Genomic DNA, 25428 nt, shown 5'->3' on the forward strand with positions numbered 1-25428 from the left:
GGCCTCAGTCGACCGGGTCCGCCGTCCCGTCACCGGCCGCGGACACGATCCCGCGGATGACGCCCAGGTCGAGCAAGTCCTGGGGGCGGATGCGAAGTTGCTCGGCGGTGTGGTGCACCTGGCCTTCGTCGCGTTTGAGGATGGCGGCGGCGAGTTCCGGGGCGATCACCGAGAAGTAGCTGTCCGGTGTGGCCCAGAGCCGGCCCGGCGCGGCGAGGGCCAGCGCGCCGCCCGAACCGCCCTCGCCGATCAGCAGGGACGTCGCCGGTACCTCGGCGGTGGCCAGCGCCGCGAAGGCGTCGGCGATCGCCGCTCCGGCACCGGCCTGCTCGGCCGCCGCGTCGTTCGCGGCGCCGGGGGTGTCCACCAGCGTGAGCACGGGTATGCCGAGCCGGTCGGCGAGCCGGACCAGCCGGGCCGCGGTACGGAATCCGGCCGGGCGGGTGGCCGTACCGCACTGGGCCACGAAGGCGATCGTCCGGCCGTCATGGCGGCCGAATCCGCACCGTATACCGGGGTCGGTGCCGCCGCAGCGGTCGCCGCTGATCTCCTCCCGGTCGTCGAAATACGCCCGCAGATAGGCCTCGGCGCGCGGCCGCCCGGCCGCACGGGCGCGCTCCACCGCGTCCCAGCCGGTCTCCGGCAGACCGGGCGCGCCGAGCGTGGCCGGCGGGGGCGCAGGGGTGGCGTCGATGCCGCCCGGACGGTCCGCGGGAGCGAGCAGCCGGAGCCATCGCTGGAGGGTGCCCCGCAACCGGTCGGGCGGGACCACCGCGTCGACCTGGCCGGCGGCGCACTGCCCCTCGGCGGAGTACGCGTACGGGTCGGCGTCCCGGGGGCGCACCCGCGAGCCAGCGAAGCCGATCTGCGCCCCGGGCAGCGCGAGGATCACATCGGCGGACGCCCCGAGCGTGGCCCAGCCGCCGCCGGTGGTCGGATCGCGGACCACGGCGAGCTGCGCCAGCCCGGCGGCGCGGTTCAGCGCCGACTGCCGGGCCACCCGCTGCAGTTGGGTCAGCGCGCGCATGCCCTCCTGCATCCGGCTGCCGCCGGTGGCGATCAGCGAGACGACCGGCAGCCGCCGCTCCCGGGCCTCGGCGTAGGCGGCCTCCAGGCGGTCGCCGGTGCGCTCGCCCAGGGAGCCGCCGAGGTAGCGGAACTCGAAGGAGAGCACGACCGCTTGGGTCCCGCCGATGTCGGCGACGGCCGTGACCACCGACTCGTCCTCGCCGGTGGCGGCGTGTGCGCGGGCCCGGGCGGCGTCATAGCCGGGCCAGCCGAGCGGCCCGTCCGGGCCCGGGGACGCCGTGGCCGGCGGGGCCGGGAGCTCGGCGTAGGTGTCCGCGATGGCCGCCAGTGCCTGACGAGCCGTCAGGCGTGCACAGGGCTTCGCCGCGCCGCCCGCACCCGCACCCACGGTGCCACCCCCGTCGCCCCCGCCCTCACGCATGGAGCTCTCGCTTCAGGATCTTGCCCATGTCGTTGCGCGGCAGGGCGTCCAGGAAGTGCACGGTGCGCGGCCGCTTGTGCGGGGCGAGCTGGCGGGCGACATGGTCGGCGAGCTCCTCGGCGGACGGCGGCGGGCCGGCCTCCGGGCCGCGCTCGGCCACGACCCAGGCGACGATCCGCTCACCGAGGTCCTCGTCCGGGACGCCGGTGACGGCCGCCTCGGCGACCCCGGGGTGCGCCAGCAGGGCGTTCTCGATCTCGCCCGCACCGATTTTGTAGCCACCGCTCTTGATCAGATCGGTGGCCCGGCGGCCGACGATGCGGTAGTTGCCGGCGGCGTCCCGGACCGCCATGTCGCCGGTACGGAACCAGCCGCCGTCGAAGGCGGCCGCGGTGGCGTCCGGGCGGTTGAGGTACTCGACGAAGAGGTTCGGGCCGCGGACCTGGATCTCCCCGACCGTCTCGCCGTCCCCGCCCTCGATGGCCCGGCCGGCGTCGTCGACCAGCCGGACGTACACCCCGGGCAGCGGCACCCCGACCGTGCCCGTGGCCTCCGGACCGTCCGCGCGCACGCTGGTGTTCATCAGCGTCTCGGTCATGCCGTACCGCTCGATCACCCGCCGTCCGGAGGCCGCCGCGATCCGCTCGTGATCGGTCAGCGGCAGCGCCGCCGAACCGGAGACCAGCAGCCGGGCGCGCGACAGCGCCTTCGCCAGGGCCGGATCGCGGCCCGCCTCCACGGCCAGCCGGTGGTACATCGTCGGGACGCCGAAGAGCATCGTGCCCTCCCCGGACAGCTCCCGGGTGACCGCGTCCGTGCTGAAGCGCCCCAGGTGGTGGACGCTGCCGCCGCGACGCAGCGGTCCGAGGACGCCGAGGATCAGGCCGTGGACGTGGAACAGCGGCAGGGCGTGCACCAGGACGTCGTCGGCGGTCCACTGCCAGGCGTCCTGGAGGGCGTCGAGGGTGTGGGCGAGGGCGCGGCGGGGGAGGACCACGCCCTTGGGCGGGCCGGTCGTCCCGGAGGTGTAGACGATCAGCGCCGGCGTCTCGTCGGCCGGTTCGTAGGGCAGGGCGGGCCCGGGCCCCTCGGGCGGCTCGGTGGCGTCGACGTCGATACGGGGCAGCGCGGCGAGCGGGCCCGGCAGCTCGTCGTCCGCCCCGGCCAGCACCATCGAGGGGGTGCTGTCGCCGACGATGTGCGCCAGCTCGCTCTCACCGATCTTCGGATTCACCGGTACGGCGGCCACCCCGGCGAGCAGCGCCGCGACCACCCCCACGGAGGTTTCGAGCGTCGGCGTCGCCCAGACCGCTATCCGGGTCTCCCCGGCGATCCGCTCGGCCAGCGCGCCCGCCACCGACGCGAGCTGCCGATGGCTCAGCGCGCGGTCGCCGAAGCGCAGCGCGGGGGCGGGCGAACCCTCGCGCAGTGCGGGGAAGAGCACGTTCACCGGATCTCCTTCGTCTCGTCGGCACCCGGCCGCGCACGGCCGGGCCGCCCCGCCCCGCACCCTGCGCGGGCGCGGAACCGGCTGACGCAGACCACTCTCGCAGACGCCACTGACAACGCGCCGAGATCCGGTGATCACTGCAGGTGACGAAGGCCCGGCCGCCTCGTCGTGGCCGGCGCTCAGCCCGGGAGCTTGCGGAAGTCCCACGACACCACGGAGTCCGGCGTCAGCCTCAGCCAGGCGTGCCGGCCGTCGTGCGGCATCGCGGTCGTCCCGAAGTACTTCTGCGCGAACAGCCGCTCCGGAACGTCCAGTTCGGCGCAGGTTTCACCGGTCCGCGGCGCCTCTCCGACGCACTCCGCGCGGCCCGACAGTTCCACGCCGCGCAGCTCGCCGTACTCGTGCCCGTCGTCGACCACCACCGCGATCCGCGGGTCCCTGCGGACCTGGGTCCAGCGCTTGCTGCGGGTGATCGAATAGAGCCACAGCGCGGCACCGTCCCAGGCGAACCACAGCGCCCCGACGTGCGGCGCCCCGTCCCCGCCGACCGTCGCGACCCGGCAGGTGCGCTGTTCCGCGAGGAACGCGTCGAGTTCGCCCGGCGTCATCATGATCCGGCGCCCGCGCCGCTGTGTGTCGGTCATCCGTCATCGCCTCCGCTGCGACCGCCCGACGGGCCCCGCCCGGCCGGGCCTACCTGGCTAGGCGTCAGGAATCATCGACGCTCTTCCTGGCGGATGCAATGCCCGGTAGCCTCGCCCGACTCGAAGGACCCGACAGGAGAGGCCGCCCGCCAGGGAGGACGCTGTCAGGAACGAGCCACCGGAACCGGAAGGACCCTTCATGCCCTCGGACGCCGCACGGCTCGGCGAACAACTCGACCCGGCCTCGACGGTACTGCTCACCGTCGAGTGCCAGCGGGGCGTGGTCGGCCCGGAGAGCGCGCTGCCCGAACTCGCCGACGTCGCCCGCACCTCAGGAGCCCTGGCGAACATCGCCCGCCTGGTGGCGGCCGCCCACGAGGCCGGCGTCCAGGTGATGCACGCGGTGGCCGAGCGCCGCCCCGACGGGCGCGGCGCCAGCCGCAACGCGCGCCTGTTCAGAGCCGCCGAGAAGCTGCCCGTCCAGCAGCTCGCCGGGTCCACCGCGGTACGCATCGCCGACCCCGTACCGGTCGGCGCGGGGGACCTGGTGGTGCGCAGGCTGCACGGCCTGTCGCCGGTCGCCGGCACCGAGGTGGACGCGCTGCTGCGCAACCTCGGGTGCCGGACGCTCGTCGTCACCGGGGTGTCGGCGAACGTGGCGATCCCCAATACGGTGTTCGACGCGGTCAACCTCGGCTATACGGCGGTGGTGCCCGCGGACGCCATCGCCGGGGTGCCTGCCGACTACACCCCGGCGATGATCCGCAACACCCTCGCGCTGGTCGCCACCGTCACCACCACGGAGGGTGTGCTGACCAGTTGGCGGAGACCGCGCCGCGCCCGCTGACGGGCCGGCGGCGCGGGTCGGGCGAGCGGCGGCGCGCTCTTCGGCGGGCCGTTGACATGCCTCAGGCGAGCGTGACCGCGCCGCCCTTGACCTCCACCTTGGCCGGGGCCAGGCCCTTGGTGGCGGGACCGTGCTTCACACTGCCATCGGTGATGTCGAACTTGCTGCCGTGACAAGGGCAGTTGATGGTGCCGCCGGAGACCTCGTTGACGACGCAGCCGGCATGCGGGCAGACCGCGGAGAACGCCTTGATCTCGCCGTTCTGCGGCTGGGTGACCACGACCTTCTCCGCCTTGAAGATCTTTCCGCCGCCCTGCGGGATCTCCGCCGTCTTGGCGAGCTTCTTGCCGGCCGGACCGGCGCCACCGGCTTCGGCGCCGCCCGCCCCCGTGGCGCCGTCGCCGCCCGCCGTCTTGGCGCCGTCGCCGCCCGCGCCCGCCATATCGTTGCCGCAGGCCGCGAGCGCCGCCGTCAGGCCGGCCGCGCCGACCGCCGCAACCACGGTGCGCCGGGTCGTTCCGCAGCACGGCCGTGCCGGAACCGTCTCCTCCGTCCCCGTCGTCGCCGCGTTCTCCGTCCGCCCCGTTGCTGCCTGTCGTGCCATGGTCTGCCTCCGGTTCCTGGTGCTGCCTTCGGTGCGCGATCTGGTCCATGGACGTTGCACAGGCTCCATACGCAGGCGCCGGCGGCCGCGTTCAAACCGGGGCACGTTCTTGTCCGCGCGTCACACTTCGACGGCCGACAGCGCGTCCCGCAGGAAGTCCCGCTGGAAGCGCAGCAACTGCTCGTTGACCGCGTCGTCGGCCGGCATATGGGTCGCTCCGGGCAGCGGCAGCACGCTGTGCGGCCGGCCCGCCGCGAGCAGTTCCGCCGAGAAGCGCAGGGTGTGCGCGGCCGCCACGTTGTCGTCCGCGAGCCCGTGGACGAGCAGCAGCGGGCGGGTCAGCAGATGGCCGTGGCCGGCCAGGGAGGAGCGCGCATAGGCGTCCGGGCGCTCCTCGGGGTGGCCCAGGAACCGCTCCTTCCAGTGGGTGTCGTACAGCCGCTGGTCGGTGGGCGGGGCGCCGGCCACCGCCGCGTGGAAGACATCGGGGCGGTGCAGCACCGCGGCGGCCGCCAGGAACCCGCCGAACGACCAGCCGCGGATCGCCACCCGCGACAGGTCCAGGTCCCGGTACCGCGCCGCCGCTGCCCGTAGCGCGTCCACCTGGTCCTCCAGCACGGGCCCGAGCTGATCGCCGTGCACCGCCTTCTCCCAGGCGGGCCCCCTCCCCGGCGTGCCCCGCCCGTCGGCCACCAATACGGCGAAGCCCTGCTCGGCGAACCACTGCGACACACAGGTGAACCACCCGCGGGCCCGCCCGACCAACTGGAGCCCCGGACCGCCGTACGGATCGAGCAGCACCGGCAGCCGGCCCGCGCCCTCCCTGTGCCACGACGGCAGGTAGAGGGCGGCGCGCAACTCCCGCTCTCCCAGGGTGAGAAGGACCGGCCGGGGGGTGACCGCCGGGGTCTCGGCGAGCGAGGTGATGCCCGTAGTGGGCCGGCCGTCGCGCACCACGTGCACCTCGTTGCCGTGCGGGGTCTGTCCCTCGACAACCACGGTGCCGCCCCGCCCGGTGCCCGTGAACCGGCCCGGTCCCCGGCTCAGTTGCCGGGTGCCGCGGCCGGGCTCATGGCACCACAGATGGGTCTCCAGCGGGTCCTCGCTCGCCGTGAAGAGCACCCGTTCCCCCTCGACCCCCACTACGGCGCGCAGTTGCAGTCCCTCCGGGGTGACCCGCTGCCCGCCGACGGTCAGATGACGGGTGGAGCCGTCGTCCTCGGGGAGCACCAGCGCGCCCGAGGCGGTGCGGGCCGGAGTGCCCGGTATGAGCTCCACCCAGGCCGGATCGGTCCGCTCGTGCCGCACCTCGGTGGCCCCGGTCGCCGGATCGACCGCGAGCAGCCGGACCGTGCGCTGATCCCGGCTCTGCACGGCCAGGAACGGGCCGTGCGCGTCCCAGCCGGCCTCGGTGAGGTACTCGTACGCGGTGCGGTCCCAGGTGACCTCCACGCGCGTGCCGTCCAGCGCGACGAGGTGCACGGTGACGTCCGCGTTGGCGGTCCCGGCGGACGCGTACCGGATGGTCCGCGGTGGCTTGGCCGGATCCGCGGGGTCGGCGAGGTAACGCCGGGCCACCCGGCTCGTGTCGACCCGCGCCACCAGGAGGCGGCGGCTGTCCGGGGCCCACCAGTAGCCGCGCAGTCGGCCCATGGACTCGGCCGCCACATATTCGGCGAGCCCGTAGGAGACCTCGGGGCCCTCCGCGCGGGCCAGCAGCCGGTCCTCCCCGGCCGGGGTGACGACGTGCAGGGAGCGGCCGCTCACATAGGCGATGGACCGCCCGTCGGGCGAGGGGCGGGGGTCGACCACCGGGCCGGCCGCCGGCACGGCGAACGGCGCGCCCCCGTCCGTCCGCACCGCCCACAGCGCACCGGACAGCGCGAACGCCACCAGCCGCGCGGCGCCGTCGGCCGCGTAGGAGACGACCCCGGCCGAGCGCTCACGGGCGCGCTCCCGGCGCAGCCGCTCCTCCTCGGGGAGCGATGCGGAGGTGTCCCCCACCAGGAGCGCCGGGTCGGCCAGCATCCGTTCCTCACCGTCCTCGTACTGCCACAGCCGGCCCACGGGGTCGGTGCCCGAACCCGTACGGACGAAGAGCACCCGGCGGCCGTCCGGGGAGACGGTGAAATGCCGGGGCACCCCGAGGGAGAAGCGGCGGGTGCGGGCGAACTGACGGGGAAACGCCGCCGAGTTGGCGTGATCCGTGGGGTTGGCGGGGTGGGCGGAGCCGTGGGGATGCGCGGGGCCGGCGGTGCCGATGTCCATGGTGCTGTCGTCCAGGGGACGGTCGTTCACGATGCTGTCCTCCAGTGTGGGTGCTGCACTCTCGTCCCGGGGATACCGCTGGGCGTTCCACAGGGTGTTCCGCGCGGTATTCCGCCGGAGCCTTCCGAGGCGGTCCCGCTCCGGGACTTTCTGCCGGAATCCACGCAGCACGCAGCGCCGGTACCGGACCGGGCAGAAAAGGAATAACGAGTGGCAGAACGCTGCCGTAGCCTGTGGGGATGTTGACCGAAGTCATGGCGACCCGCTATGTCACGCCGTTGCGTGAGGGCGGATCGCTCCCGGGAATCGTCGAGGCCGACGATCTCGGAACTTATATCATGAAGTTCACCGGTGCCGGGCAAGGACGTAAAAGCCTTGTCGCCGAGGTGATCTGCGGGCAGTTGGGCCGTCGGCTCGGGCTGCGGGTGCCGGATCTGGTCCGGATGCAGCTCGACCCCGTCATCGGCCTCAGCGAGCCCGATCAGGAGGTCCAGGAGCTGCTGAAGGCCAGCGGCGGGCTCAATCTCGGCATGGATTACCTCCCCGGATCGCTGGGATTCGATCCGCTCGCATTCGAGGTGAGTGCGCGGGAGGCGGGCCGGGTGGTCTGGTTCGACGCGCTGATCAACAATGTCGACCGGTCCTGGCGCAATCCCAATCTGCTGGTCTGGCACGGCGAACTCTGGCTGATCGACCACGGCGCCGCGATGATCTGGCACCACAACTGGCCGACCGCCGAAAAGGCCGCGGCCCGGCCGTACAACGCCTCCGACCATGTTCTCGCCACGTTCGGCCCGGACCTCGCGGCGGCGGCCGAGGAATTCGCGCCGCAGATCACCGAGCAACTGCTCACCGAGATCACGGCGGACGTCCCGGACGAATGGCTCGTCGACGAGCCCGGGTTCGACTCGCCGGACGTCCTGCGCCAGACCTATGTGAAGACGCTGCTGGCGCGCGCCCGTACGATCAGCGATCGGATCACCGTCGGGGAGCCCACCAAGGACAAGCCCTCGCAGGCGCCGGCATGGCTGGCTGGAAAGTTGCCTCGGAGGGCAGTGAAGTGACCGGTCTGCACAATGGACGCGATGTTTTCGAGTACGCCCTGCTGAAGGTCGTGCCCCGGGTGGAGCGCGGCGAGATGATCAATGCCGGTGTGGTGGTGTACTGCCGCGCCCGGCGCTTCGTCGAGGCCCGCACCCACCTGGACGAGGCGCGGCTGCTGGCCCTGGATCCGACGGTCGACGTCGAGGGGGTACGCGCCGCGCTCGGCGCCGTGGAGGGGATCTGCGCGGGCGGTGAACGGGCCGGACAGGCCGCGGCCGACGACGCGGGGCGCCGGTTCCGCTGGCTGATCGCCCCGCGCAGCACCATCGTCCAGCCCGGTCCGGTGCACACCGGGCTGACCGCCGATCCCACCATCGAGGCGGAGCGGCTGCTGGACCTGCTGGTCCGCTGATATCGGAATTCCGCACAAAGCCGCCCCCTGTAGGGGGAATCTCCGTTCACCTGGATTCCGCCGATACCCGGATGCGTCCACCAGGGCGCCCGGCCCGCTTCCCGGGCCGGGCGCCCTTTCCGTCATCCGTCCGGTTTTCCGCTCCTCCACCGGGGCGGTGCAGGTGAGCTCCGCAACGGCGCGGTGGTGGGGCGTTGACAGCGGGTGGCCGGGCTTCTAGCGTCAGCCCTGCTCAGGCTACTAAGCGGTTGCTCACCCACGGGATCGGTGCGGCGGACCGCTTGTCGAGGTTTCGAGGTGAGGAGAACCCGCATGTCCACCACCGAGCAGCGCGTTGCCATCGTGACCGGCGCGGCCCGCGGTATCGGCGCGGCCACCGCCGTCCGTCTGGCCGCCGAGGGTCGCGCCGTCGCCGTACTCGACCTCGACGAGGCGGCCTGTAAGGACACCGTCGAGAAGATCACCGCGGCCGGCGGCAAGGCCGTCGCGATCGGCTGTGACGTCTCGGACTCCGAGCAGGTCGAGGCGGCCGTGACCCGGGTCGCCTCCGAGCTCGGCGCGCCGACCATCCTCGTCAACAACGCCGGTGTCCTGCGCGACAACCTGCTGTTCAAGATGAGCGAGAGCGACTGGGACACGGTCATGAACGTGCACCTCCGGGGTGCGTTCCTGATGGCCCGCGCCTGCCAGAAGCACATGGTGGACGCCAAGTTCGGCCGGATCGTCAACCTCTCCTCCAGTTCGGCGCTGGGCAACCGCGGCCAGGCCAACTACTCGGCCGCCAAGGCCGGTCTGCAGGGCTTCACCAAGACCCTCGCCATCGAGCTCGGCAAGTTCGGGGTGACCGCCAACGCCGTCGCCCCCGGATTCATCGTCACCGAGATGACCGCCGCCACCGCCGAGCGCGTCGGCATGGGATTCGAGGACTTCCAGGCCGCGGCCGCCACCCAGATCCCGGTCCAGCGCGTCGGCCGGCCCGAGGACATCGCCAACGCCATCGCCTTCTTCACCGGCGAGGCGGCGGGGTTTGTTTCCGGCCAGGTCCTGTACGTCGCCGGCGGCCCGCTCAACTGACCGCCCACCGACCACAGGAGCACAGGACATGACCGAACAGGCAAGCGGGCTCCCGGAGCCCTCCGGCAAGGTGGCGCTGGTGACCGGCGCCAGCCGCGGGATCGGCTACGGCATCGCCGAGGCGCTGGTCGCCCGCGGTGACCGGGTCGTCATCACCGGGCGCAACGAGGACGCTCTCAAGGAGGCCGTCGAGAAGCTGGGCGCGGAGCGGGTGCTCGGCGTCGCGGGCAAGGCGCACGACGAGGCCCACCAGGCCGTCGCCGTCGAGCGTACGATGGAGGCCTTCGGCCGGGTCGACTACCTGGTCAACAACGCCGGTACCAACCCGGTGTTCGGCCCCATCGCCGACCTCGACCTCGACGTCGCCCGCAAGGTGTTCGAGACCAACGTCATCTCGGCGCTCGGCCTCGCACAGCGCACTTGGCACGCATGGCAGAAGGAGAACGGCGGCGCGATCGTCAACATCGCGTCGATCGCCGGCCTCAGCGCCTCGCCGTTCATCGGCGCGTACGGCATCAGCAAGGCCGCGATGATCAACCTGACGCAGCAACTGGCCCATGAGTACGCGCCGTTGGTGCGGGTCAACTCCATCGCACCCGCCGTGATCAAGACCAAGTTCGCGGCCGCGCTCTACGAGGACCGCGAGGAGGAGGCGGCGGCCGCCTACCCGATGGCGCGGCTGGGCGTCCCGGAGGACATCGGTGGGGCGGCCGCCTTCCTGCTGTCCGACGCGGCGGGCTGGATCACCGGCCAGACGCTGGTCGTGGACGGCGGGTTGTTCCTCAACGCGGGGGCGTGAACAAGCGCCGGTCCGATCGCTGCCGTACGGGCCGACCGGGACCGCCCGTAGGGCAGGCGGCATCCCTGGGGTGAACCGGGGCGGTAGGCCGCCAGGGCTTGCGTTGGCGTGCGCTCCAAGAGGCAGAATCCGTGGTGCCGGTCCCCAAGGGGCCGGCACCACTTGCGTGAGCGGACCGTCGGGAGATCTGCCATGCACCACTGCACGCTAGGGGCGGCCGGCCACGGGCCCCCGGTCAGTGCCGTCTGTCCGGGCATGCGGCGGTTCGGCGCCACCGGCGACGAGCCGACCGCGTGCGCGGTCCTCTTGAGGGCGGGTGGGAGGACGGCGGCTGGGGTGGTCGTTGCGGACGTGGCCCCATCCCCCCACCCCCGAACCCACCCCCCGCCCCCTCCCCCGAAGGGGGAGGAGGGGGAGGGGGCGGGGGAAGCCTGCGGAGGGGCCGTGGGAAGCCCGCGAGGTCACGGGGAGCTGGCGTCACGGGGGAAGCTGGCGGGGGGGAAAGCCCGCGGGGTTATGCGAAGCCTGCGGGGCAGTGGGAAGCCTGCGGGGGGGGGAGCCTGCATCCCCGTGGGAAGCCTGTGGGATCACGGGGAGCCCCGCGGAGCCATGGGACGCCTGCGGAGCCGGGGAAAGCCTGCAGGGCCATGACGACACCGCGAGGCCACGGGGAGCCCGCGGAGGGGGCGGGGGGAAGCCCGCGGAGCCATGGGGAGCCGGCGGAGGGGGCAGGGGAAGCGGGCGGGAGGGGGAGCCCGCGGAGTTATGGGAAGCCCGCGGGGTCATGGGGAGCAGGCGGAACCATGGGAAGCCGGCGGAGGGGGCGGGGAAAGCCCACGGAGCCATGGGGAGCAGGCGGAGCCATGCGAAGCCGGCGGAGGGGACGAGGGAAGCAGGCGGGAGGCGGGGGAAGCCTGCGGGGCCGTGGGAAGCTGGCGGAGCCACGGGAAGCCGGCGGAGGGGACGAGGGAAGCAGGCGGGAGGCGAGGGGAGCCTGCGGAGCCGTGGAAAGCCCGCGGGGCCACGGCAAGCGCGCGGAGTCATGAGCCCGTGTTCCGATCCCGGTCCGCACCCACCCCCCCGGGAAGGAATTGGCCCCGGGCGGTGTTGTCAGTGGTCGCCGGTAGGTTCTGTGGGTGAGAACGCAACACACACCGGAGGTTGTTGACGTGGTGACCGACATGCTGCCCGAGTCCTGGCGCGGGGTACTCGGCGAGGAGTTGGCGAAGCCCTATTTCACGGAGCTCACCGACTTCGTCGAGCAGGAGCGGGCCCGGGGCCCGGTCTATCCGCCCCACGAGCAGGTCTTCGCGGCGCTGGAGGCGACGCCCTACGACCAGGTGAAGGTGCTCATTCTCGGCCAGGACCCGTATCACGGCGCGGGCCAGGGCCACGGCCTGTGCTTCTCCGTGCAGCCCGGGATCAAGACGCCGCCGTCGCTGCGGAACATCTACAAGGAGATGAACGAGGAGCTGGGTCACCCCATTCCGGACAACGGCTATCTGATGCCCTGGGCCCAGCAGGGCGTCCTGCTGCTGAACGCCGTCCTGACGGTCCGCGAGGCGGAGGCCAATTCGCACAAGGGCAAGGGATGGGAGAAGGTCACCGACGCGGTGATCCGCGCGGTCGCGGCCCGGCCCGATCCGGCGGTCTTCGTGCTGTGGGGGAATTACGCCAAGAAGAAGTTGCCGCTGATCGACCAGGACCGGCATGTCGTGGTGCAGGGTGCGCACCCGTCCCCGCTGTCGGCGAAGAAGTTCTTCGGCTCCCGCCCGTTCACCCAGATCAACGCCGCGATCGCCGCGCAGGGCCACGCCCCGATCGACTGGCGCATCCCGAACCTGGGCTGAGCAGCCGGCCGGTACCTGGCCGCCCCTCGTAGGGCTGCCACCCGGCCGGGACCGTGGCCGCCCTCGTACGGCTGCATCCGGCCGGGACCGTGGCCCGCGCCCGTCCGGCCGCCACCCGGCGCGTCGCGCACACCGAGCGAAGCTCTCCGGTGGCGGTTAGCGTCGAGGAAACGTCAGTGGTGGTGAGCGGATACGGGGAGTGCGCGGTGGTGGAGGAGCGGCGGGCGGCGAGGCCCGAGGACGGGGTACTGACCCGGATCGGCCAGGCGATCATGCTGCATCGGGCCGGCGACCGCGAGGAGGCACGTAACCGCCTCTCCGCGCTGTGGCACGAGATCGGGCCGCAGGGCGACGCCTTCCACCGCTGCGCCCTCGCGCACTACATGGCCGACACCCAGGACGACCCGCAGGACGAACTGGACTGGGACCTCCGGGCCCTGGAAGAGGCCGAGGGCTTTGTGACCGAGCGGCGCGCGGGCACGGGGACCGCCGCGGCGGAGCCCGGGGTGGCCGCCGCCCCGGAAGGAGGCCAGGGCACCCGCCACCACCCCCTGATCGCGCTGCGGGCGTTCTTCCCCTCGCTCCATCTCAACATCGCGGCCGACTACGCGGCGCTCGACCGGCCGGCCGACGCCCGGGCCCAGCTGCTGCGGGCCCGGGCGTCGGTCAACGCGCTCGCCGACGGCGAATACCGCCAGGGGCTGCGGGACGCGATCGATCGTCTGGAGCTCCAGCTCGGCGGGGCCGCCGGCCGTACCCCCTAGCGCTCTGGCTCCCGGGGTTGCAGCATTCCGGTCAGGAGTTCCGCGCAGGAGGTGCGCAGCTCGGCGCGGGTCGGGGTGCTCGTGTGGAACTGGCCGGCGGTGCAGGAGAACAGCACACCGTCGCACCAGGCCACCATCGTGAGCGCATGCCGTTCGGGCGCGGTGGATCCGGCCGCCGCCAGCATCGCCACCATCGGTTCGCGGAAGGCCCGCCCGGCCCGGTCGTAGATCTCCCGCAGCGCGGGCCTGCGGGTGGCTTCCAACGCGAGTTCGTAGCGGGCGAGGAGCAGCTGCCGGTGCCGGGAGAGGTAACGGTGCAGCGCGAGGGAGAGGGCGGCCGCGAGCGCCTCCGGGCCGTCGCCCGTCGCCTCCGGGCCGTCGCCCGTCGCCTCAGCGCCGGCGGCCGCCCCCTCGGGGCCAGTGGGGTGCGCCGGTCGGCCGGTCGGCATGTCCGTCGGGGTGAGTACCGCGGCCTCCCGTTCGGCCAGCCGCCGTACCGCCGTCTCCAACAGGGCCTCCCGGGTCCGCGCGAGGTTGGAGGTGGAGCCCGGCGGCAGACCGGCCGCCTCGTCGACGGCTCGATGGGTCAGGCCCCGCATCCCGCGTTCGGCGAGCAGGCGAATGGCCGCGTCCGCGATCAGCTGAGGGCGGCCCGAACCAGGGGAGGGGGAGGGAGAGGGGGTGGTGGCGGCGGGGTCCGGGGGACGTGGATCACGGGCGGTCATGGGAGTGAGCCTAGCGGGATCACTACGGGTGTAGTTCCGGCGCCACTACAGGTGTAGTCTCGCGGCGAAGGCAGCCACTACACCTGTAGTCACGCCGACCCGACCCGACCCGACCTGCCCTGACCCGGCTCGCCCCGACGCCCCGACTCCGACGAAACTGGGAGACGACATGAAGCAGCAGCGCACCGCGGTGGTGATCGGTGGGGGGATCGGTGGGCTCACCGCCGCGGTCGCCCTCGAGCGCCGGGGGTGGTCGGTCACCGTCCTGGAGCGGGCCGCCTCGTTGGAGCCGGTCGGGGCGGGCATCGCGCTGGCGCCCAACGCCCAGCGCGCGCTGGACACGATCGGGGTGGGCGACGAGGTGCGCGCGATGGCCGGTTGGCAGGGTGCCGGCGAATTGCGGCTGCCCGGCGGCCGCCGGCTGGCCCGTACGGACAACGCCGCGGCCGTTCGGCGCTTCGGCGGGCCGGTGGCGATCGCGCACCGCGCCGAACTGGTCGCCCTGCTCGCCGCCCGGCTGCCCGAGGGGGCGGTCCGTACCGGGGCCATGGCCACCCTCGTCGACCCGGGCGATCCCCGCCCGGGCGGCCGCCCGGCGCGAGTCCGCATCCACACGGGCCAGTACCGCGACACCGATACCGACACCAACACCATTACTGACACCCGCACCGACCCCGCCACCAACCCCGCGACCGCCCCCGCCCCCGACCTGGAACTCCCCACCGACCTGGTCGTAGCCGCCGACGGCATCCACTCCCGCGTCCGCCGCGCGCTCTTCCCCGGTCACCCCGCGCCCCGGTACGCCGGGTTCACCGCCTGGCGGTTCGTCGTTCCGGCGCCCGACGGGGTGGGCGGGGTGGCGCACGAGACCTGGGGGCGCGGCAGTGTGTGGGGCACCGTGCCGCTGACCGGTGGGCGGATCTACGCGTACGCCACCGCGGCCGTGCCCGCCGGGGGCCGGGCCGTGGACGGCGAACGGGCCGAACTCCTGCGGCGTTTCGGGGCCTGGCACCACCCCGTACCGGCGCTGCTCGACGCCGTCGGACCGGCCGATGTGCTGCGCAACGACGTGTACACCGCGGCCGCCCCGCCGCCCGCCTTCCACCACGGCCGGGTCGCCCTGCTCGGTGACGCCGTTCATCCGATGACGCCCAACCTGGGGCAGGGCGGGTGCCAGGCCGTCGAGGACGCCGTCGTGCTGGCGTACGAGGCCGCGCCGGACGCCGATCCGGGTGCCGCGCTCGCCGCGTACACCCGGCAGCGGCTGCCGCGCACCATGGAGGTGGTGCGCCGCGCCGAGCGGATCGGCCGGCTCACCACCTGGCGGTCCGGTCCCGCCTGCGCACTGCGCGCCGGGCTGATGGCCGCCACCGCCCGCCTGGCCCCCGATCTGGCGCTCCGCGCCCTCGACGGCATCGCCGACTGGCGGCCGCCGGCCGGCACGTATGCTGCCGGGGCGCGGGGCACCAGGACCGCGGCACTACGCGAGGAGCAAGAGTGAAGGTCGGCTGCATCGGACTCGGCGACATAGCGCAGAAGGCGTACCTGCCCGTACTGGGCAGCCTGCCGGGGACCGAACTCCATCTGCACACCCGCACCGCGGCCACCCTCCAACGGGTTGGCGCGGCCCACCGGCTGACCGCCGACCAGCTGCACACGGACCTGGACTCGCTGCTCGCCGTCGGTCTGGACGCGGCCTTCGTGCATGCGGCGACCGCCGCCCACCCGGAGCTGGTCACCCGGCTCGTCGAGGCCGGTGTGCCGACCTACGTCGACAAGCCGCTCTCCTACGAACTCGCCGAGTCCCGGCGGATCGTGGCGCTGGCCGAGGACCGGGGCGTGGGCCTGACCGTCGGCTTCAACCGCCGGTTCGCGCCCGCCTACGCGCAGTGCCGCGAGCACGCCCGCGACCTGATCCTGATGCACAAGAACCGGATCGGGCTGCCCGAGGACCCGCGCACGCTGGTGCTGGACGATTTCATCCACGTCGTCGACACCCTGCGGTTCCTGGTGCCGGGCGAGCCGGACCACATCGACGTCCGGGCCAGGATCCGGGACGGTCTGATGCACCACGTGGTGCTCCAGCTGTCCGGCGACGGGTTCACCGCCATCGGCACCATGAACCGCCTCAGCGGCTCCGCGGAGGAGGTCCTCGACGTCTCCGGGCAGGACAGTCGGCGGCAGGTCGTGAACCTCGCCGAGGTCATCGACCACAAGGGGCAGCCGACGATCCGGCGGCGCGGCGACTGGGTGCCGGTCGCCCGTCAGCGCGGCATCGAGCAGATCGTCCTGGCGTTCCTGGACGACGTCCGGGCCGGCCGGCAGCCGTCCGCCAGGGACGCGCTGCGCACCCACGAACTGTGCGAGCGCGTCATCACCGACGCGGTCGAGCAGGCCGCTCGCTGAGCCGCCCCGGCCGCGCCGCCCGGCCGTCGAGGTCGGGTGATCGGGGGGTGCGTCCGCCGGGCCGCCCCGAGCTCAGCCGCCGGCCCCCGGTGTACGCGCCGGCGAGCACCAACGCGCCCACCGCCCCGTACAGCACCCAGTCGCCGAACCGGGTGTACGGACTGGTGCCGGCGGCGAGCGGCAGGTCGTAGACGGCCGCCGCGCTGCGGTCGGTGCCGAGCGTGCCGCCGATCCGCTCGCCCCGGGGGCCGTACACGGCGCTGACGCCGGTGAGCGTGGCGTGCACCATGGGCCGCCAGGTCTCCGCGGCCCGCAGGGCGCCCAGGGAGGCGTGCTGCCCGGGCGCCCAGCTGTCCTGGAACGTGGACGTCGAGGACTGCGCGACGATCACCTGCGCACCGCCGCGCGCCAGCCGGCGGCTCAGGTCGGGGAAGGCGGTCTCGAAGCACACCAGCGGCCCGATCCGCAGCCGGCCGGCCGTGGCGACCGGCATCACCACCTGGCGGGTGCCGCGTATCCGGTCGGTGGTGGCCGCCTTGCCCACCTTCGTCGCCCAGCCCAGTACGGACCGGAACGGTATGTACTCGCCGAACGGCACCAGCCGTCGCTTGGCGTAGCGGTCGCCGGTCGGGCCGTGCGGGCCGATCAGTACCGCGCTCTTGTAGATGCCCGGCCGCCCGGCGCGCACCGCGTCGGTGTTGACCAGCAGGTCGGCGCCGGTCTCCCGGGACAGGGCGGCGAGCCGGGCGGCGAGCGCCGGGCGGTCCGCCGGGTCCTGGTACATGCTGCTCTCGCCCCAGACGACGAGGCGCACCCCGCGGCCGGCCAGCGACCGGGTGAGCGCCTCGCTGCGGGCCAGCCGCTGGGTCGGGGTGCCGTCCGGGCCCGGCTGGACCACCGCGATCCGCACCGTGCCGGCCCGGTGGGGGACCGGCGCCCCGAGCCACGCGGCGCCGCCCGCCAGCGCGCACACCAGCAGACCGGCGACCGCGGGCCGCCAGGAGGAGCGGCGGGCGATCAGCTCGGCCAGGGCGGTGTTCACCGCCACGATCAGGAAGGTCAGCAGCCAGACCCCGCCGATCGACGCCAGTCGCAGCGCGGGCGCGACCTGCCACTGGCTGGCACCCAGCAGGCCCCAGGGGCCGCCCAAGTACTCCCAGGAGCGGACGAGTTCCACCATCAGCCAGCCCGACGGCACCAGCACCAGCGCGGCCGCGGCCCGACCGGCGCCCGGCGGGCCGCCCAGCAGGGCCCGTACCAGCAGCCCCCAGGGTGCCCAGAGCGCACCGAGCAGCAGGGCGAGGACGAGGATGAAGACGTGCAGGCTCGGCAGCAGCCAGTGGTGCACCGCCAGGATGAAACCGGCCCCGCCCAGCCAGCCGTCCAGCGCCGCCCGCCGGGGTGTGGGTGCGGTCCGCACCAGCAGCAGCCACGGCACCAGCGCGACGTACGCCAGCCACCACCACGACGGGGCGGGGAAGGCGAGGGCCGGCAGTGCCCCGGCGAGCGCCGCGGTCGCTCCCCGGCCCCAGGCGGAGCCGAGCCACCGCGTCCGGGGGCCGAGCGGTCTGTCCATACGGTCTCCACGGTCTGCCTGGTGCCGGTTCGTCCGTCCGGCCGGACGTGCGGGACCGGCCGGACGCTCAGTGTGCGCGGACGGTGCGATCAAGGAAAGGGGGCCTCGCCCGAGGGCGCCGGACCCTCGCCGGGACGGCCGAGGTGCGCGTGGCCGCGTACCGCCGTGGGTCAGTCGCTCTCCTGTCGCACCTCCCGCCATTTCTCCCGTACGACGACGCCGGTCAGCCGCCAGCCGTCCGGGGTGCGGCGGGCGGTGAAGTCGTAGCGGCCGGCGCAGGTGTAGTTGGGGGCGGTGGGCCCGCCGTCGGCGTCGGTCGCCGGGCCGGCCAGCCGCATCGGATTGAGGTAGTCGGCCCGGATGGCGGCCGTGTCGCCCGGTGCGCCGTCCTGGGAGGCCAGGGTGATCCGGCGGTTGACGATCAGGTGCTGGCGGATCACGAAGTGCCGCAGCATCTCGGCCAGCCAGCCGGCGACGTCCTCGGCGCTGCCCTCGATACCGCCCGCCGAGCGGTAGTCGACCCGGGCGCCCGGGGCGAAAAGGGCCAGGTAGCCGGGCCAGTCGCCGTCGTCAACGGCGAGCGCGTAGCAGGTGACCAGATCGTCCAGGGCGAGCCGGTCCATGACGGTGGAGTGTTCCGCGCGCTGCGTCATCTCCTCAGTTTTCGGCATGCGGAAGGCCCCCGCCAAGAGGTGGGGGCCTTCCGCATGCCGTGTTCAGTTCACCAGTGCCGGATCCACCAGGAGGTCGTCGCCGGCGCCGGCGGGTGCGGTCCCGGCGTCCGGGACCGCGGGCGACCCGGTGGGCGAGGCCGTCGCCTCGGTGAACTGGGTCCGGTACAGCTCGGCGTACCGCCCGCCGGCCGCCAGCAGCGTCTCGTGGGTTCCGCGTTCGACGATCCGGCCGCCCTCGACGACCAGGATCAGGTCGGCGGCGCGTACGGTCGACAGCCGGTGGGCGATGACCAGCGCGGTACGTCCCTCCAGGGCCTCACCGAGCGCCTCCTGGACCGCCGCCTCCGAGGTGTTGTCCAGGTGGGCGGTGGCCTCGTCCAGGATCACCACCCGGGGGTGGGCCAGCAGCAGCCGGGCGATGGTCAGCCGCTGGCGTTCGCCGCCGGAGAGGCGGTAGCCGCGCTCGCCGACGACCGTGTCCAGGCGGTCGGGGAGGCCGGCGATCAGCTCCTCCAGGCGGGCCCGGCGCAGCGCGTCCCACAGCTCGTCCTCGGTCGCCTCCGGCTTGGCGAGCAGCAGGTTCTCGCGGATGGAGTCGTGGAAGAGGTGGCCGTCCTGGGTGACCATGCCGAGGGTGGCGCGCAGCGAGGCGGCGGTCAGGTCGCGGACGTCCACGCCGGACAGCCGGACCGCGCCGGAGTCCGCGTCGTACAGCCGTGGCAGCAGTTGGGCGACGGTCGACTTGCCGGCGCCCGAGGAGCCGACCAGGGCGACCATCTGGCCGGGTTCGGCGCGGAAGGAGATGCCGTGCAGCACCTCTTCGCCGCCGCGGGTGTCGAGGGTGGCGACCTCCTCCAGGGAGGCCAGCGAGACCTTGTCGGCGGACGGGTAGCCGAAGCGTACGGAGTCGAACTCCACCGACACCGGGCCGTCGGGGACCTCGCGGGCGTCCGGCTTCTCGGCGATCAGCGGTTCGAGGTCGAGCACCTCGAAGACCCGCTCGAAGCTGACCAGGGCGCTCATCACCTCGATGTGGGCGCCGGACAGCGCGGTCAGCGGCGCGTAGAGGCGGGTGAGCAGAAGGGCGAGCGAGACGATCGCACCGGCCTCCAACTGCCCGCGCAGCGCCAGGAAGCCGCCGAGGCCGTAGACGACGGCCAGCGCCAGGGCGGAGACCAGGGTCAGCGCGGTGACGAAGTACGTCTGGACCATGGCCGAGCGGACGCCGATGTCGCGGACCCGGCGGGCCCGGACGGCGAACTCGGCGGACTCGCGGGCCGGCCGGCCCATCAGCTTGACGAGGGTGGCGCCCGGTGCGGAGAACCGCTCGGTCATCTGCGTCCCCATCGCCGCGTTGTGGTCGGCGCCCTCCCGGCGCAGTGCCGCCAGCCGGCGGCCGACCCGGCGGGCGGGCAGCACGAACACCGGCAGCAGCACCAGGGCGATCAGGGTGATCTGCCAGGACAGGCTGAGCATCACGCCGAGCGTGAGCAGCAGCGTGACGATGTTGCTGACGACTCCGGAGAGGGTGTCGCTGAACGCCCGCTGGGCGCCGATCACGTCGTTGTTGAGCCGGCTGACCAGGGCTCCGGTGCGGGTACGGGTGAAGAAGGCGATCGGCATCCGCTGGACGTGGTCGTAGACGGTGGTCCGCAGGTCCAGGATCAGTCCCTCTCCGATGCTCGCCGACAGCCAGCGGGTCAGCAGCCCCAGGGCCGCCTCGGCGAGGGCGATCACGGCGATCAGCCCGGACAGTCCGACCACGAGGGCGGACGAGTCACCGCCGACGATCGCGTCCACCACCCGGCCGGCGAGCAGCGGGGTGGCCACCGCGAGCATCGCGGTCACCGTGCTCAGCACCAGGAACCAGATCAGATGCCGCCGGTGCGGCCGGGCGAACGCCGCGATGCGGCGCAGTGTGCCGCGGGAGAAGCGGTGCCGGCCCTGCTGCGCGGTCATCGTGCTGTGCAGCGAGTGCCAGGCGGTGACTTCCATGTCCATGGTGGCCTCCTGTGTGCCGGGTCGTCACGGGATCGCCGTGAGTGACCGGCGACATGAAAGGAACCTAGGACCTCAACCAATATTGAGGTCAAGCGATTCCCGTGGGCCCCCTCCGGGTCTTGGGGGAGCTGGTGTACGGCACGCCGACCTCCTGCGCGAACCAGCCGACGGGGCCGTCGGCAGATGAGGGCGTGCGGGGTGTGGATACCGTTCGCCGCGCGCCGAGGGGCGACTTTGAGACAACCTCGTGAGGCGGCGTACGCCGGGGAGTTGAGGTGGCGGAACGGCGGGTAAGCCGTAGACAACTCAAGCGCAACGACGCCCTGGAAACGGGCCGACCCGCCCGGATCGTGCCGGGCGCCCCCCGCCTCTCTTGTACGTATCCGCCGTGGCGCATGCCGTTTCCGGTGCCGCGGCACGAAAGTGGGCCGGGCCGATGGACGAACGTCAGTACTACCCGAGAATTGTGGGACCCGGCCGCGCCGCCGACGGCGCGACCGTCTTCGAGCTCCGCGGGGAGCTGGACATCTTCGCCGTGTCGGTGCTCTCCGGCCGGATGGACGACCTCACCTGTGCGCAGGGCGCCGACCTCGTGCTCGACGTGCGCGCGGTGACCTTCATCGACTGCGCCGGACTCTCGCTGCTCAGCCGCGCCCGCTACCGGACCGGGCAGCGGGGCGGCCGGCTGCGGCTGGCCGGTGTCACGGACGACGGCAGCGTCGCCCGGCTGCTCCGGATGACCGGGCTGACCGGTCATTTCGCGCTCGTGCCGGACGACGCCCCCGGCACCGGCGGCGACGGCGCCGGAGCGGCCGAGGGCGCGGACATCGCCGTGGCGTGAGGCCCGCCCGGGCTCAGGCCGGCAGGGCCGCCTCGATCGCGGCGACCAGTTCGGGAGCCTCCGGCTCGGTGCGCGGCCGGAAGCGGCCCGCGACCCGGCCCTCGGTGTCGATCAGGAACTTCTCGAAGTTCCACTGGACGTCGCCGGCGGTCCCTTCGGCATCCGCGGCGGCCGTCAGCTCCACGTACAGCGGCTGCCGGCCGGCGCCGTTGACGTCGCCCTTCTCGAAGAGCGGGAAACTGACGCCGTACGTCGTCGAGCAGAACGTGGCGATCTCCTCGGCGGTGCCGGGCTCCTGGCCCGCGAACTGGTTGCTGGGGAAGCCCAGTACGGAAAAGCCCCGGTCCGCATAGCGCTGCTGCAGCCGCTCCAGACCTTCGTACTGCGGGGTCAGCCCGCACTTGGACGCCACGTTGACCACCAGCAGCGCCTTGCCGCGGTGGTCGGCGAGCGAGGCGGGCTCACCGGTCAGGGTGCGCAGCGGGATGTCGTACAGGCTCACGGTCATGCTCCTCTTCACGGGTACGCGGACGGGGACGGCCCTCGTCGTTCCCAACGGCGCCGCCCGCCCTGATCTTCCCCGGTTCGTCGGTGGGCCAGGAAACCGTAGGACGCAGGGTGCCGGCCCGCCACTCCTTGAGCAGCTGGTCGAAGATCGGCGTGTCCTCCTCGGGCGGCCGGCGCGCCTGAGGGGCGGGCGGCGGCGGCAGCGACGGGGGCCGGTGCGGCAGCGAGATCCGCTGAAAAGGGTGCGAGGCGGGCTTCTTGACATCCATGCCCGGACTCAACCGGAAATCGGCGCCCGGGTTGCGGGACGCGGCCGGGGCGGTCCGCAGATGCCCCTGCGGTGGTGACGGGCAGAAGATACGTTCCCGGAGCGAAGGGGCCGGCGGACGCACCGCCGGCCCCTTCGCTCACCTCAGCACCACCGGACGCAACGCCAGGGGCGCGCGGGGTGGATCGGCCCCGGATCAGGCCCGGATCAGGTCCGGCACAGCAGGGCTTCGAAGACCTCCGCGAGCGCCGCCTCGGGATCGGCCACCCGGCCCTCCGCCCGCCACGCCACATAGCCGTCCGGACGCACCAGTACCGCGCCCTCGGGCGTCGTGCCGTGCTTCTCCGCCCAGTCGGCGCCGTCCTCCGGAGCCAGGTCGTCGTCCGGTTCGGTACCGACCAGGTAGCAGTTCAGCCGCACCCCGAAGCGCTGGACGGCGCCCTTGGCCGCGGTGCGCCACATGTCACCGTCGGAGCCGGACAGCAGGGTGAACGAGGTCTCGTACAGGTCGAGGGTGGAACGGCGGCCCTCCGGGCCGGTCAGCCACATGTGCGGGGCGCGGGTGCCCGGCTCGCCGGTCATCCGCAACTGGTCCGGAACGACCGGCAGTTCGGGGTCGGCGCCGACGACCGCGCCGCGCGGGTAGCAGTAGCCCAGCGCGACGGTGAGCACCCCGCGCTGCCGGCCGCCGCCGGCCCCGGGCGCCGGTGCGTACCCGGGGTGGCTGTGCTCGGCGGAGCGGGCCGAGGCGCGGGCGCTGGTCTCCCGGGCCACCGGCAGCCGCTCCGCCTCGTACGTCGCCAAAAGCCCCGGCCCCGCCGCACCGTCCAGGGCGGCGGCGATCTTCCAGGCCAGGTTGTGGGCGTCCTGGATGCCGGTGTTCGAGCCGAACGCGCCGGTGGGCGACATCTCGTGGGCCGCGTCGCCGGCGAGGAAGACCCGGCCCTCGCCGTACCGTTCGGCGACCCGCTCGGCGGCGTGCCACGGGGCCTTGCCGGTGATCTCCACCGCCATGTCCAGTGCGCCGGTGGCTCGCCGGATGTGGTCGATGCACCGCTCGTCGGTGAAGTCCTCCAGGGTTTCGCCCTGGTCGGGGTGCCAGGGCGCGTGGAAGACCCAGTCCCGCTCGTTGTCCACCGGCAGCAGGGCGCCGTCGGCCTCCGGGTTGGTCAGGTAGCAGGCGATGAAGCGGCGGTCGCCCACCACCTCCGCCAGCTCGGGGGCGCGGAAGGTGATGCTCACGTTGTGGAACAGGTCGCCCGGACCGGTCTGTCCGATACCCAGCCGCTCGCGCACCGGGCTGCGGGGACCGTCGGCCGCGATGAGGTAGTCCGCGCGCACGGTGCTCCGCTCGCCGGTCTCCCGGCTCTTCAGCTCCGCGGTCACCCCGTCCGCGTCCTGTTCGAAGGAGACCAGCTCGGTGGAGAAGCGCAGGTCGCCGCCGTGCTCGCGGGCGCACCGCACCAGCACCGGTTCGAGGTCGTTCTGGCTGCACAGACACCAGCCGGCCGGACTGATCCGGGCCAGCCCGCCGCCCGGGTCGATCTCCTTGAACAGCCACTCCTGTTCGTCGCCGGTCAGTGAAGGGGCCTGCAGGATCCCGTGGTTGCCGGCCAGGGTCGAGGCCGCGGCGCGGATCCGCTCCTCGGCGCCGGCGACCCGGAACAGCTCCATCGTGCGGACGTTGTTGCCGCGCCCGCGCGGGTGGTGGGAGGTGTCCGGGTGCTTCTCGACCAACAGGTGCCGTACGCCCAGCCGTCCCAGGAACAGCGAGGCGGACAGGCCCACCAGGGACCCGCCCACGACCAGTACCGGGACCCGTTCTCGGGGGGTGGGATTCATGGCGTGCTCCAGCTCCAAGGCGCATTGAGGGCAGATGGAGCACGCATGCCCGGCCGCGGACCTGTTCGATCACGGTTCACCTGCATGGCTCACAGATCTCGCGCCGCCCGTACGTCCCGGCCACGATCGAATCCGGGACGCCCCCCGGAAACCGGGGCGGACAGCCCCACCATCCGGCTCAGTCACCCGGATCGCACCGGAACTGACGACGCACCACAGGGGCCATCGGGCACCGAAGGAGATGCGTAGACGATGACAACGCTGTCGGAACGAATATCCCAGTCAGCCTTCGACGGTTCCCGGCTCCGGGTCGTCCTGCTCCTGGACCTCCACGACGGGGCCCAGCAGCAGTTCCTGGAAGCCTATGAGCACCTTCGCAACCAGGTCGCGTCCGTCCCCGGGCACCTCACCGACCAGCTGTGCCAGTCCATCGAGAACCCCTCGCAGTGGCTGATCACCAGCGAATGGGAGAGCGCACCCCCCTTCCTCGCCTGGGTCAACAGCGAGGAGCACGTCAAGATGGTCCAGCCGCTGCACGCCTGCGTCCGGGACACCCGCTCGCTGCGCTTCAGCGTCCTGCGCGAGACCTCGAACATCGCCGCCCGGGCCCCCGAGCCCCCCAAGGGCCGGCTGCAGGCCAACCCGCGGGTCGGTGACGGCGTGGTGCGCCATGCGCTGACCTTCACCGTCAAGCCCGGCAGCGAGGACAAGGTCGCCGAGATCCTGGCCGGCTACGACTCGCCCGAGGCCCGGGTCGACGACACCACCCGGCTGCGTCGCACCTCCCTGTTCATGCACGGCAACCGCGTCGTCCGCGCGGTCGAGGTGCAGGGCGACCTGGTCGCGGCGCTCCGCCACGTCTCCCAGCAGCCCGAGGTCCGGGCCGTCGAGGAGGCCATCAACCCTTACCTGGAGCAGGACCGCGACCTCAGCGACCCGAACTCCGCCCGGGTTTTCTTCACCCGCGCCGCCCTGCCCGCCGTGCACCACGTCGCCTCCGGCAGCGCGCGGCCCGAGGACGTACGGCGCCACGCGCTGTTCTACCCCGCCAAGGAGGGCTGCGGCATGGCGCTGGCCAGGATGCTGGCCCGCCAGGACGAGCTGGCCGCCGACGACCCGGACTGCCCCGTCGCCGGCAGCACCATCTTCCAGCGCGACGACGTCGTCGTCCGGCTCATCGACATGCGGATCCCGCTCGACCGCGATCCGCTGCTCTCGCTCGGCATCCGCGGTTCGCGCAAGACGGCCGTGCTGCGCCGTCTGCTCGACACCGAAGTGGCCGGCGGTCTGTCCAACGACCGCGAGCTCGCGCGCTTCCTGGCGCGCTGCGACATGGCCCTGATCACCGACCGCCGGTCCGCGGGCGCCTGACACGTCCGCCC

23 protein-coding genes are annotated in these 25428 nt (G+C 73.3%); 11 read left to right on the top strand and 12 right to left on the bottom strand.

The window, feature by feature from the left end; genetic code table 11:
- Window positions 1–4: 4 nt before the first annotated feature.
- From ACFV1J_RS30295 to ACFV1J_RS30305, 3 genes are all read right to left on the bottom strand, one after another.
- Window positions 5–1450 (bottom strand): carboxyl transferase domain-containing protein, encoded by a 1446-nt coding sequence (locus ACFV1J_RS30295; RefSeq protein WP_385863369.1) that lies wholly within the window; start codon window positions 1448–1450, stop codon window positions 5–7.
- Window positions 1443–2900, bottom strand: a complete 1458-nt coding sequence (locus ACFV1J_RS30300) for an acyl-CoA synthetase (RefSeq protein ID WP_385863371.1) — start codon at window positions 2898–2900, stop codon at window positions 1443–1445. The genes ACFV1J_RS30295 and ACFV1J_RS30300 overlap by 8 nt, the downstream gene beginning before the upstream one ends.
- Window positions 2901–3079: 179 nt before the next feature.
- On the bottom strand, window positions 3080–3544 hold the full coding sequence (locus ACFV1J_RS30305; RefSeq protein ID WP_385863374.1) for a pyridoxamine 5'-phosphate oxidase family protein: 465 nt from the start codon (window positions 3542–3544) through the stop codon (window positions 3080–3082).
- A gap of 199 nt (window positions 3545–3743) precedes the next feature.
- On the opposite strand from ACFV1J_RS30305, the gene ACFV1J_RS30310 reads away from it, so the two are divergent.
- Window positions 3744–4391 (top strand): cysteine hydrolase, encoded by a 648-nt coding sequence (locus ACFV1J_RS30310; RefSeq protein ID WP_385863375.1) that lies wholly within the window; start codon window positions 3744–3746, stop codon window positions 4389–4391.
- A gap of 61 nt (window positions 4392–4452) precedes the next feature.
- On the opposite strand, the gene ACFV1J_RS30315 is transcribed toward ACFV1J_RS30310, so the two are convergent.
- Together ACFV1J_RS30315 and ACFV1J_RS30320 are read right to left on the bottom strand one after the other, a co-directional pair.
- Entirely contained in the window at window positions 4453–4995 is a 543-nt protein-coding gene (locus tag ACFV1J_RS30315; RefSeq protein ID WP_385863377.1) for a Rieske (2Fe-2S) protein, read from the bottom strand.
- Window positions 4996–5115: 120 nt separating this feature from the next.
- Window positions 5116–7263: a prolyl oligopeptidase family serine peptidase gene (locus tag ACFV1J_RS30320; RefSeq protein WP_385863422.1), complete on the bottom strand. Its 2148-nt coding sequence runs from the start codon at window positions 7261–7263 to the stop codon at window positions 5116–5118.
- Window positions 7264–7502: 239 nt separating this feature from the next.
- Between ACFV1J_RS30320 and ACFV1J_RS30325 the strand changes: the two genes are divergently transcribed.
- The 6 genes from ACFV1J_RS30325 (at window position 7503) to ACFV1J_RS30350 (ending at window position 13206) form a co-directional block, all read left to right on the top strand.
- Window positions 7503–8327: a HipA family kinase gene (locus ACFV1J_RS30325; RefSeq protein WP_385863379.1), complete on the top strand. Its 825-nt coding sequence runs from the start codon at window positions 7503–7505 to the stop codon at window positions 8325–8327.
- Entirely contained in the window at window positions 8288–8719 is a 432-nt protein-coding gene (locus tag ACFV1J_RS30330; RefSeq protein ID WP_385863380.1) for a DUF3037 domain-containing protein, read from the top strand. Before ACFV1J_RS30325 ends, ACFV1J_RS30330 begins: the two co-directional genes overlap by 40 nt.
- A gap of 312 nt (window positions 8720–9031) precedes the next feature.
- Window positions 9032–9793 (top strand): 3-oxoacyl-ACP reductase FabG, encoded by a 762-nt coding sequence (gene fabG / locus ACFV1J_RS30335; RefSeq protein WP_385863383.1) that lies wholly within the window; start codon window positions 9032–9034, stop codon window positions 9791–9793.
- A gap of 28 nt (window positions 9794–9821) precedes the next feature.
- Complete coding sequence (locus ACFV1J_RS30340; protein ID WP_385863385.1) at window positions 9822–10592, top strand: SDR family oxidoreductase; 771 nt, start codon at window positions 9822–9824, stop codon at window positions 10590–10592.
- A 1181-nt stretch (window positions 10593–11773) separates the two neighbouring features.
- The gene (locus ACFV1J_RS30345; protein ID WP_385863423.1) at window positions 11774–12442 is read left to right on the top strand and encodes a uracil-DNA glycosylase; all 669 of its coding nucleotides are present in this window, start codon (window positions 11774–11776) and stop codon (window positions 12440–12442) included.
- A gap of 209 nt (window positions 12443–12651) precedes the next feature.
- Window positions 12652–13206, top strand: a complete 555-nt coding sequence (locus ACFV1J_RS30350) for a hypothetical protein (protein ID WP_385863425.1) — start codon at window positions 12652–12654, stop codon at window positions 13204–13206.
- Here ACFV1J_RS30350 and ACFV1J_RS30355 read toward each other — a convergent pair.
- A complete protein-coding gene (locus tag ACFV1J_RS30355; protein WP_385863386.1) occupies window positions 13203–13931 on the bottom strand; it encodes a TetR/AcrR family transcriptional regulator in 729 nt (242 codons plus the stop codon). The two genes, ACFV1J_RS30350 and ACFV1J_RS30355, sit on opposite strands and share 4 nt — an antisense overlap.
- 169 nt (window positions 13932–14100) lie before the next feature.
- Here ACFV1J_RS30355 and ACFV1J_RS30360 point away from each other — a divergent pair, with 169 nt between their 5' ends.
- Together ACFV1J_RS30360 and ACFV1J_RS30365 are read left to right on the top strand one after the other, a co-directional pair.
- Entirely contained in the window at window positions 14101–15432 is a 1332-nt protein-coding gene (locus ACFV1J_RS30360; RefSeq protein WP_385863388.1) for an FAD-dependent monooxygenase, read from the top strand.
- Window positions 15429–16337 carry a Gfo/Idh/MocA family protein gene (locus tag ACFV1J_RS30365; RefSeq protein WP_385863390.1) on the top strand — a complete coding sequence of 303 codons (909 nt, stop codon included), beginning with the start codon at window positions 15429–15431 and terminating at the stop codon, window positions 16335–16337. The genes ACFV1J_RS30360 and ACFV1J_RS30365 overlap by 4 nt, the downstream gene beginning before the upstream one ends.
- On the opposite strand, the gene lnt is transcribed toward ACFV1J_RS30365, so the two are convergent.
- The 3 genes from lnt to ACFV1J_RS30380 all read right to left on the bottom strand — a co-directional run bounded on the left by lnt (window position 16306) and on the right by ACFV1J_RS30380 (window position 20588).
- On the bottom strand, window positions 16306–17913 hold the full coding sequence (gene lnt, locus ACFV1J_RS30370; RefSeq protein ID WP_385863392.1) for an apolipoprotein N-acyltransferase: 1608 nt from the start codon (window positions 17911–17913) through the stop codon (window positions 16306–16308). The two genes, ACFV1J_RS30365 and lnt, sit on opposite strands and share 32 nt — an antisense overlap.
- Window positions 17914–18083: 170 nt before the next feature.
- Entirely contained in the window at window positions 18084–18566 is a 483-nt protein-coding gene (locus ACFV1J_RS30375) for a nuclear transport factor 2 family protein (protein ID WP_385863394.1), read from the bottom strand.
- A gap of 63 nt (window positions 18567–18629) precedes the next feature.
- On the bottom strand, window positions 18630–20588 hold the full coding sequence (locus ACFV1J_RS30380; RefSeq protein ID WP_385863396.1) for an ABC transporter ATP-binding protein: 1959 nt from the start codon (window positions 20586–20588) through the stop codon (window positions 18630–18632).
- Window positions 20589–21024: 436 nt separating this feature from the next.
- On the opposite strand from ACFV1J_RS30380, the gene ACFV1J_RS30385 reads away from it, so the two are divergent.
- Complete coding sequence (locus tag ACFV1J_RS30385; RefSeq protein WP_385863398.1) at window positions 21025–21429, top strand: STAS domain-containing protein; 405 nt, start codon at window positions 21025–21027, stop codon at window positions 21427–21429.
- Window positions 21430–21442: 13 nt separating this feature from the next.
- Here ACFV1J_RS30385 and ACFV1J_RS30390 read toward each other — a convergent pair whose 3' ends face one another.
- The 3 genes from ACFV1J_RS30390 to ACFV1J_RS30400 all read right to left on the bottom strand — a co-directional run bounded on the left by ACFV1J_RS30390 (window position 21443) and on the right by ACFV1J_RS30400 (window position 24046).
- Window positions 21443–21931, bottom strand: a complete 489-nt coding sequence (locus ACFV1J_RS30390) for a glutathione peroxidase (protein ID WP_385863426.1) — start codon at window positions 21929–21931, stop codon at window positions 21443–21445.
- Window positions 21891–22205 (bottom strand): hypothetical protein, encoded by a 315-nt coding sequence (locus tag ACFV1J_RS30395; RefSeq protein WP_385863399.1) that lies wholly within the window; start codon window positions 22203–22205, stop codon window positions 21891–21893. The genes ACFV1J_RS30390 and ACFV1J_RS30395 overlap by 41 nt, the downstream gene beginning before the upstream one ends.
- 206 nt (window positions 22206–22411) lie before the next feature.
- Complete coding sequence (locus ACFV1J_RS30400) at window positions 22412–24046, bottom strand: FAD-dependent oxidoreductase (RefSeq protein WP_385863401.1); 1635 nt, start codon at window positions 24044–24046, stop codon at window positions 22412–22414.
- A 252-nt stretch (window positions 24047–24298) separates the two neighbouring features.
- On the opposite strand from ACFV1J_RS30400, the gene ACFV1J_RS30405 reads away from it, so the two are divergent.
- Window positions 24299–25417, top strand: coding sequence for a TcmI family type II polyketide cyclase (locus tag ACFV1J_RS30405; RefSeq protein ID WP_385863402.1), 1119 nt, complete (start codon window positions 24299–24301; stop codon window positions 25415–25417).
- Window positions 25418–25428: the final 11 nt, after the last annotated feature.

It is taken from the genome of Streptomyces sp. NPDC059649, assembly GCF_042734445.1.
In the GTDB taxonomy this organism is placed as follows: domain Bacteria; phylum Actinomycetota; class Actinomycetes; order Streptomycetales; family Streptomycetaceae; genus Streptomyces.

Coding starts and splice junctions, on each gene's coding strand:
- ACFV1J_RS30295 (WP_385863369.1), bottom strand. CDS start 1,450: ATGCGTGAGGGCGGGGGCGACGGGGGTGGCACCGTGGGTGCGGGTGCG.
- ACFV1J_RS30305 (WP_385863374.1), bottom strand. CDS start 3,544: ATGACCGACACACAGCGGCGCGGGCGCCGGATCATGATGACGCCGGGC.
- ACFV1J_RS30310 (WP_385863375.1), top strand. CDS start 3,744: ATGCCCTCGGACGCCGCACGGCTCGGCGAACAACTCGACCCGGCCTCG.
- ACFV1J_RS30315 (WP_385863377.1), bottom strand. CDS start 4,995: ATGGCACGACAGGCAGCAACGGGGCGGACGGAGAACGCGGCGACGACG.
- ACFV1J_RS30320 (WP_385863422.1), bottom strand. CDS start 7,263: ATGGACATCGGCACCGCCGGCCCCGCGCATCCCCACGGCTCCGCCCAC.
- ACFV1J_RS30325 (WP_385863379.1), top strand. CDS start 7,503: ATGTTGACCGAAGTCATGGCGACCCGCTATGTCACGCCGTTGCGTGAG.
- ACFV1J_RS30330 (WP_385863380.1), top strand. CDS start 8,288: ATGGCTGGCTGGAAAGTTGCCTCGGAGGGCAGTGAAGTGACCGGTCTG.
- fabG (WP_385863383.1), top strand. CDS start 9,032: ATGTCCACCACCGAGCAGCGCGTTGCCATCGTGACCGGCGCGGCCCGC.
- ACFV1J_RS30340 (WP_385863385.1), top strand. CDS start 9,822: ATGACCGAACAGGCAAGCGGGCTCCCGGAGCCCTCCGGCAAGGTGGCG.
- ACFV1J_RS30345 (WP_385863423.1), top strand. CDS start 11,774: ATGCTGCCCGAGTCCTGGCGCGGGGTACTCGGCGAGGAGTTGGCGAAG.
- ACFV1J_RS30355 (WP_385863386.1), bottom strand. CDS start 13,931: ATGACCGCCCGTGATCCACGTCCCCCGGACCCCGCCGCCACCACCCCC.
- ACFV1J_RS30360 (WP_385863388.1), top strand. CDS start 14,101: ATGAAGCAGCAGCGCACCGCGGTGGTGATCGGTGGGGGGATCGGTGGG.
- lnt (WP_385863392.1), bottom strand. CDS start 17,913: ATGGACAGACCGCTCGGCCCCCGGACGCGGTGGCTCGGCTCCGCCTGG.
- ACFV1J_RS30375 (WP_385863394.1), bottom strand. CDS start 18,566: ATGACGCAGCGCGCGGAACACTCCACCGTCATGGACCGGCTCGCCCTG.
- ACFV1J_RS30380 (WP_385863396.1), bottom strand. CDS start 20,588: ATGGACATGGAAGTCACCGCCTGGCACTCGCTGCACAGCACGATGACC.
- ACFV1J_RS30385 (WP_385863398.1), top strand. CDS start 21,025: ATGGACGAACGTCAGTACTACCCGAGAATTGTGGGACCCGGCCGCGCC.
- ACFV1J_RS30395 (WP_385863399.1), bottom strand. CDS start 22,205: ATGGATGTCAAGAAGCCCGCCTCGCACCCTTTTCAGCGGATCTCGCTG.
- ACFV1J_RS30400 (WP_385863401.1), bottom strand. CDS start 24,046: ATGAATCCCACCCCCCGAGAACGGGTCCCGGTACTGGTCGTGGGCGGG.
- ACFV1J_RS30405 (WP_385863402.1), top strand. CDS start 24,299: ATGACAACGCTGTCGGAACGAATATCCCAGTCAGCCTTCGACGGTTCC.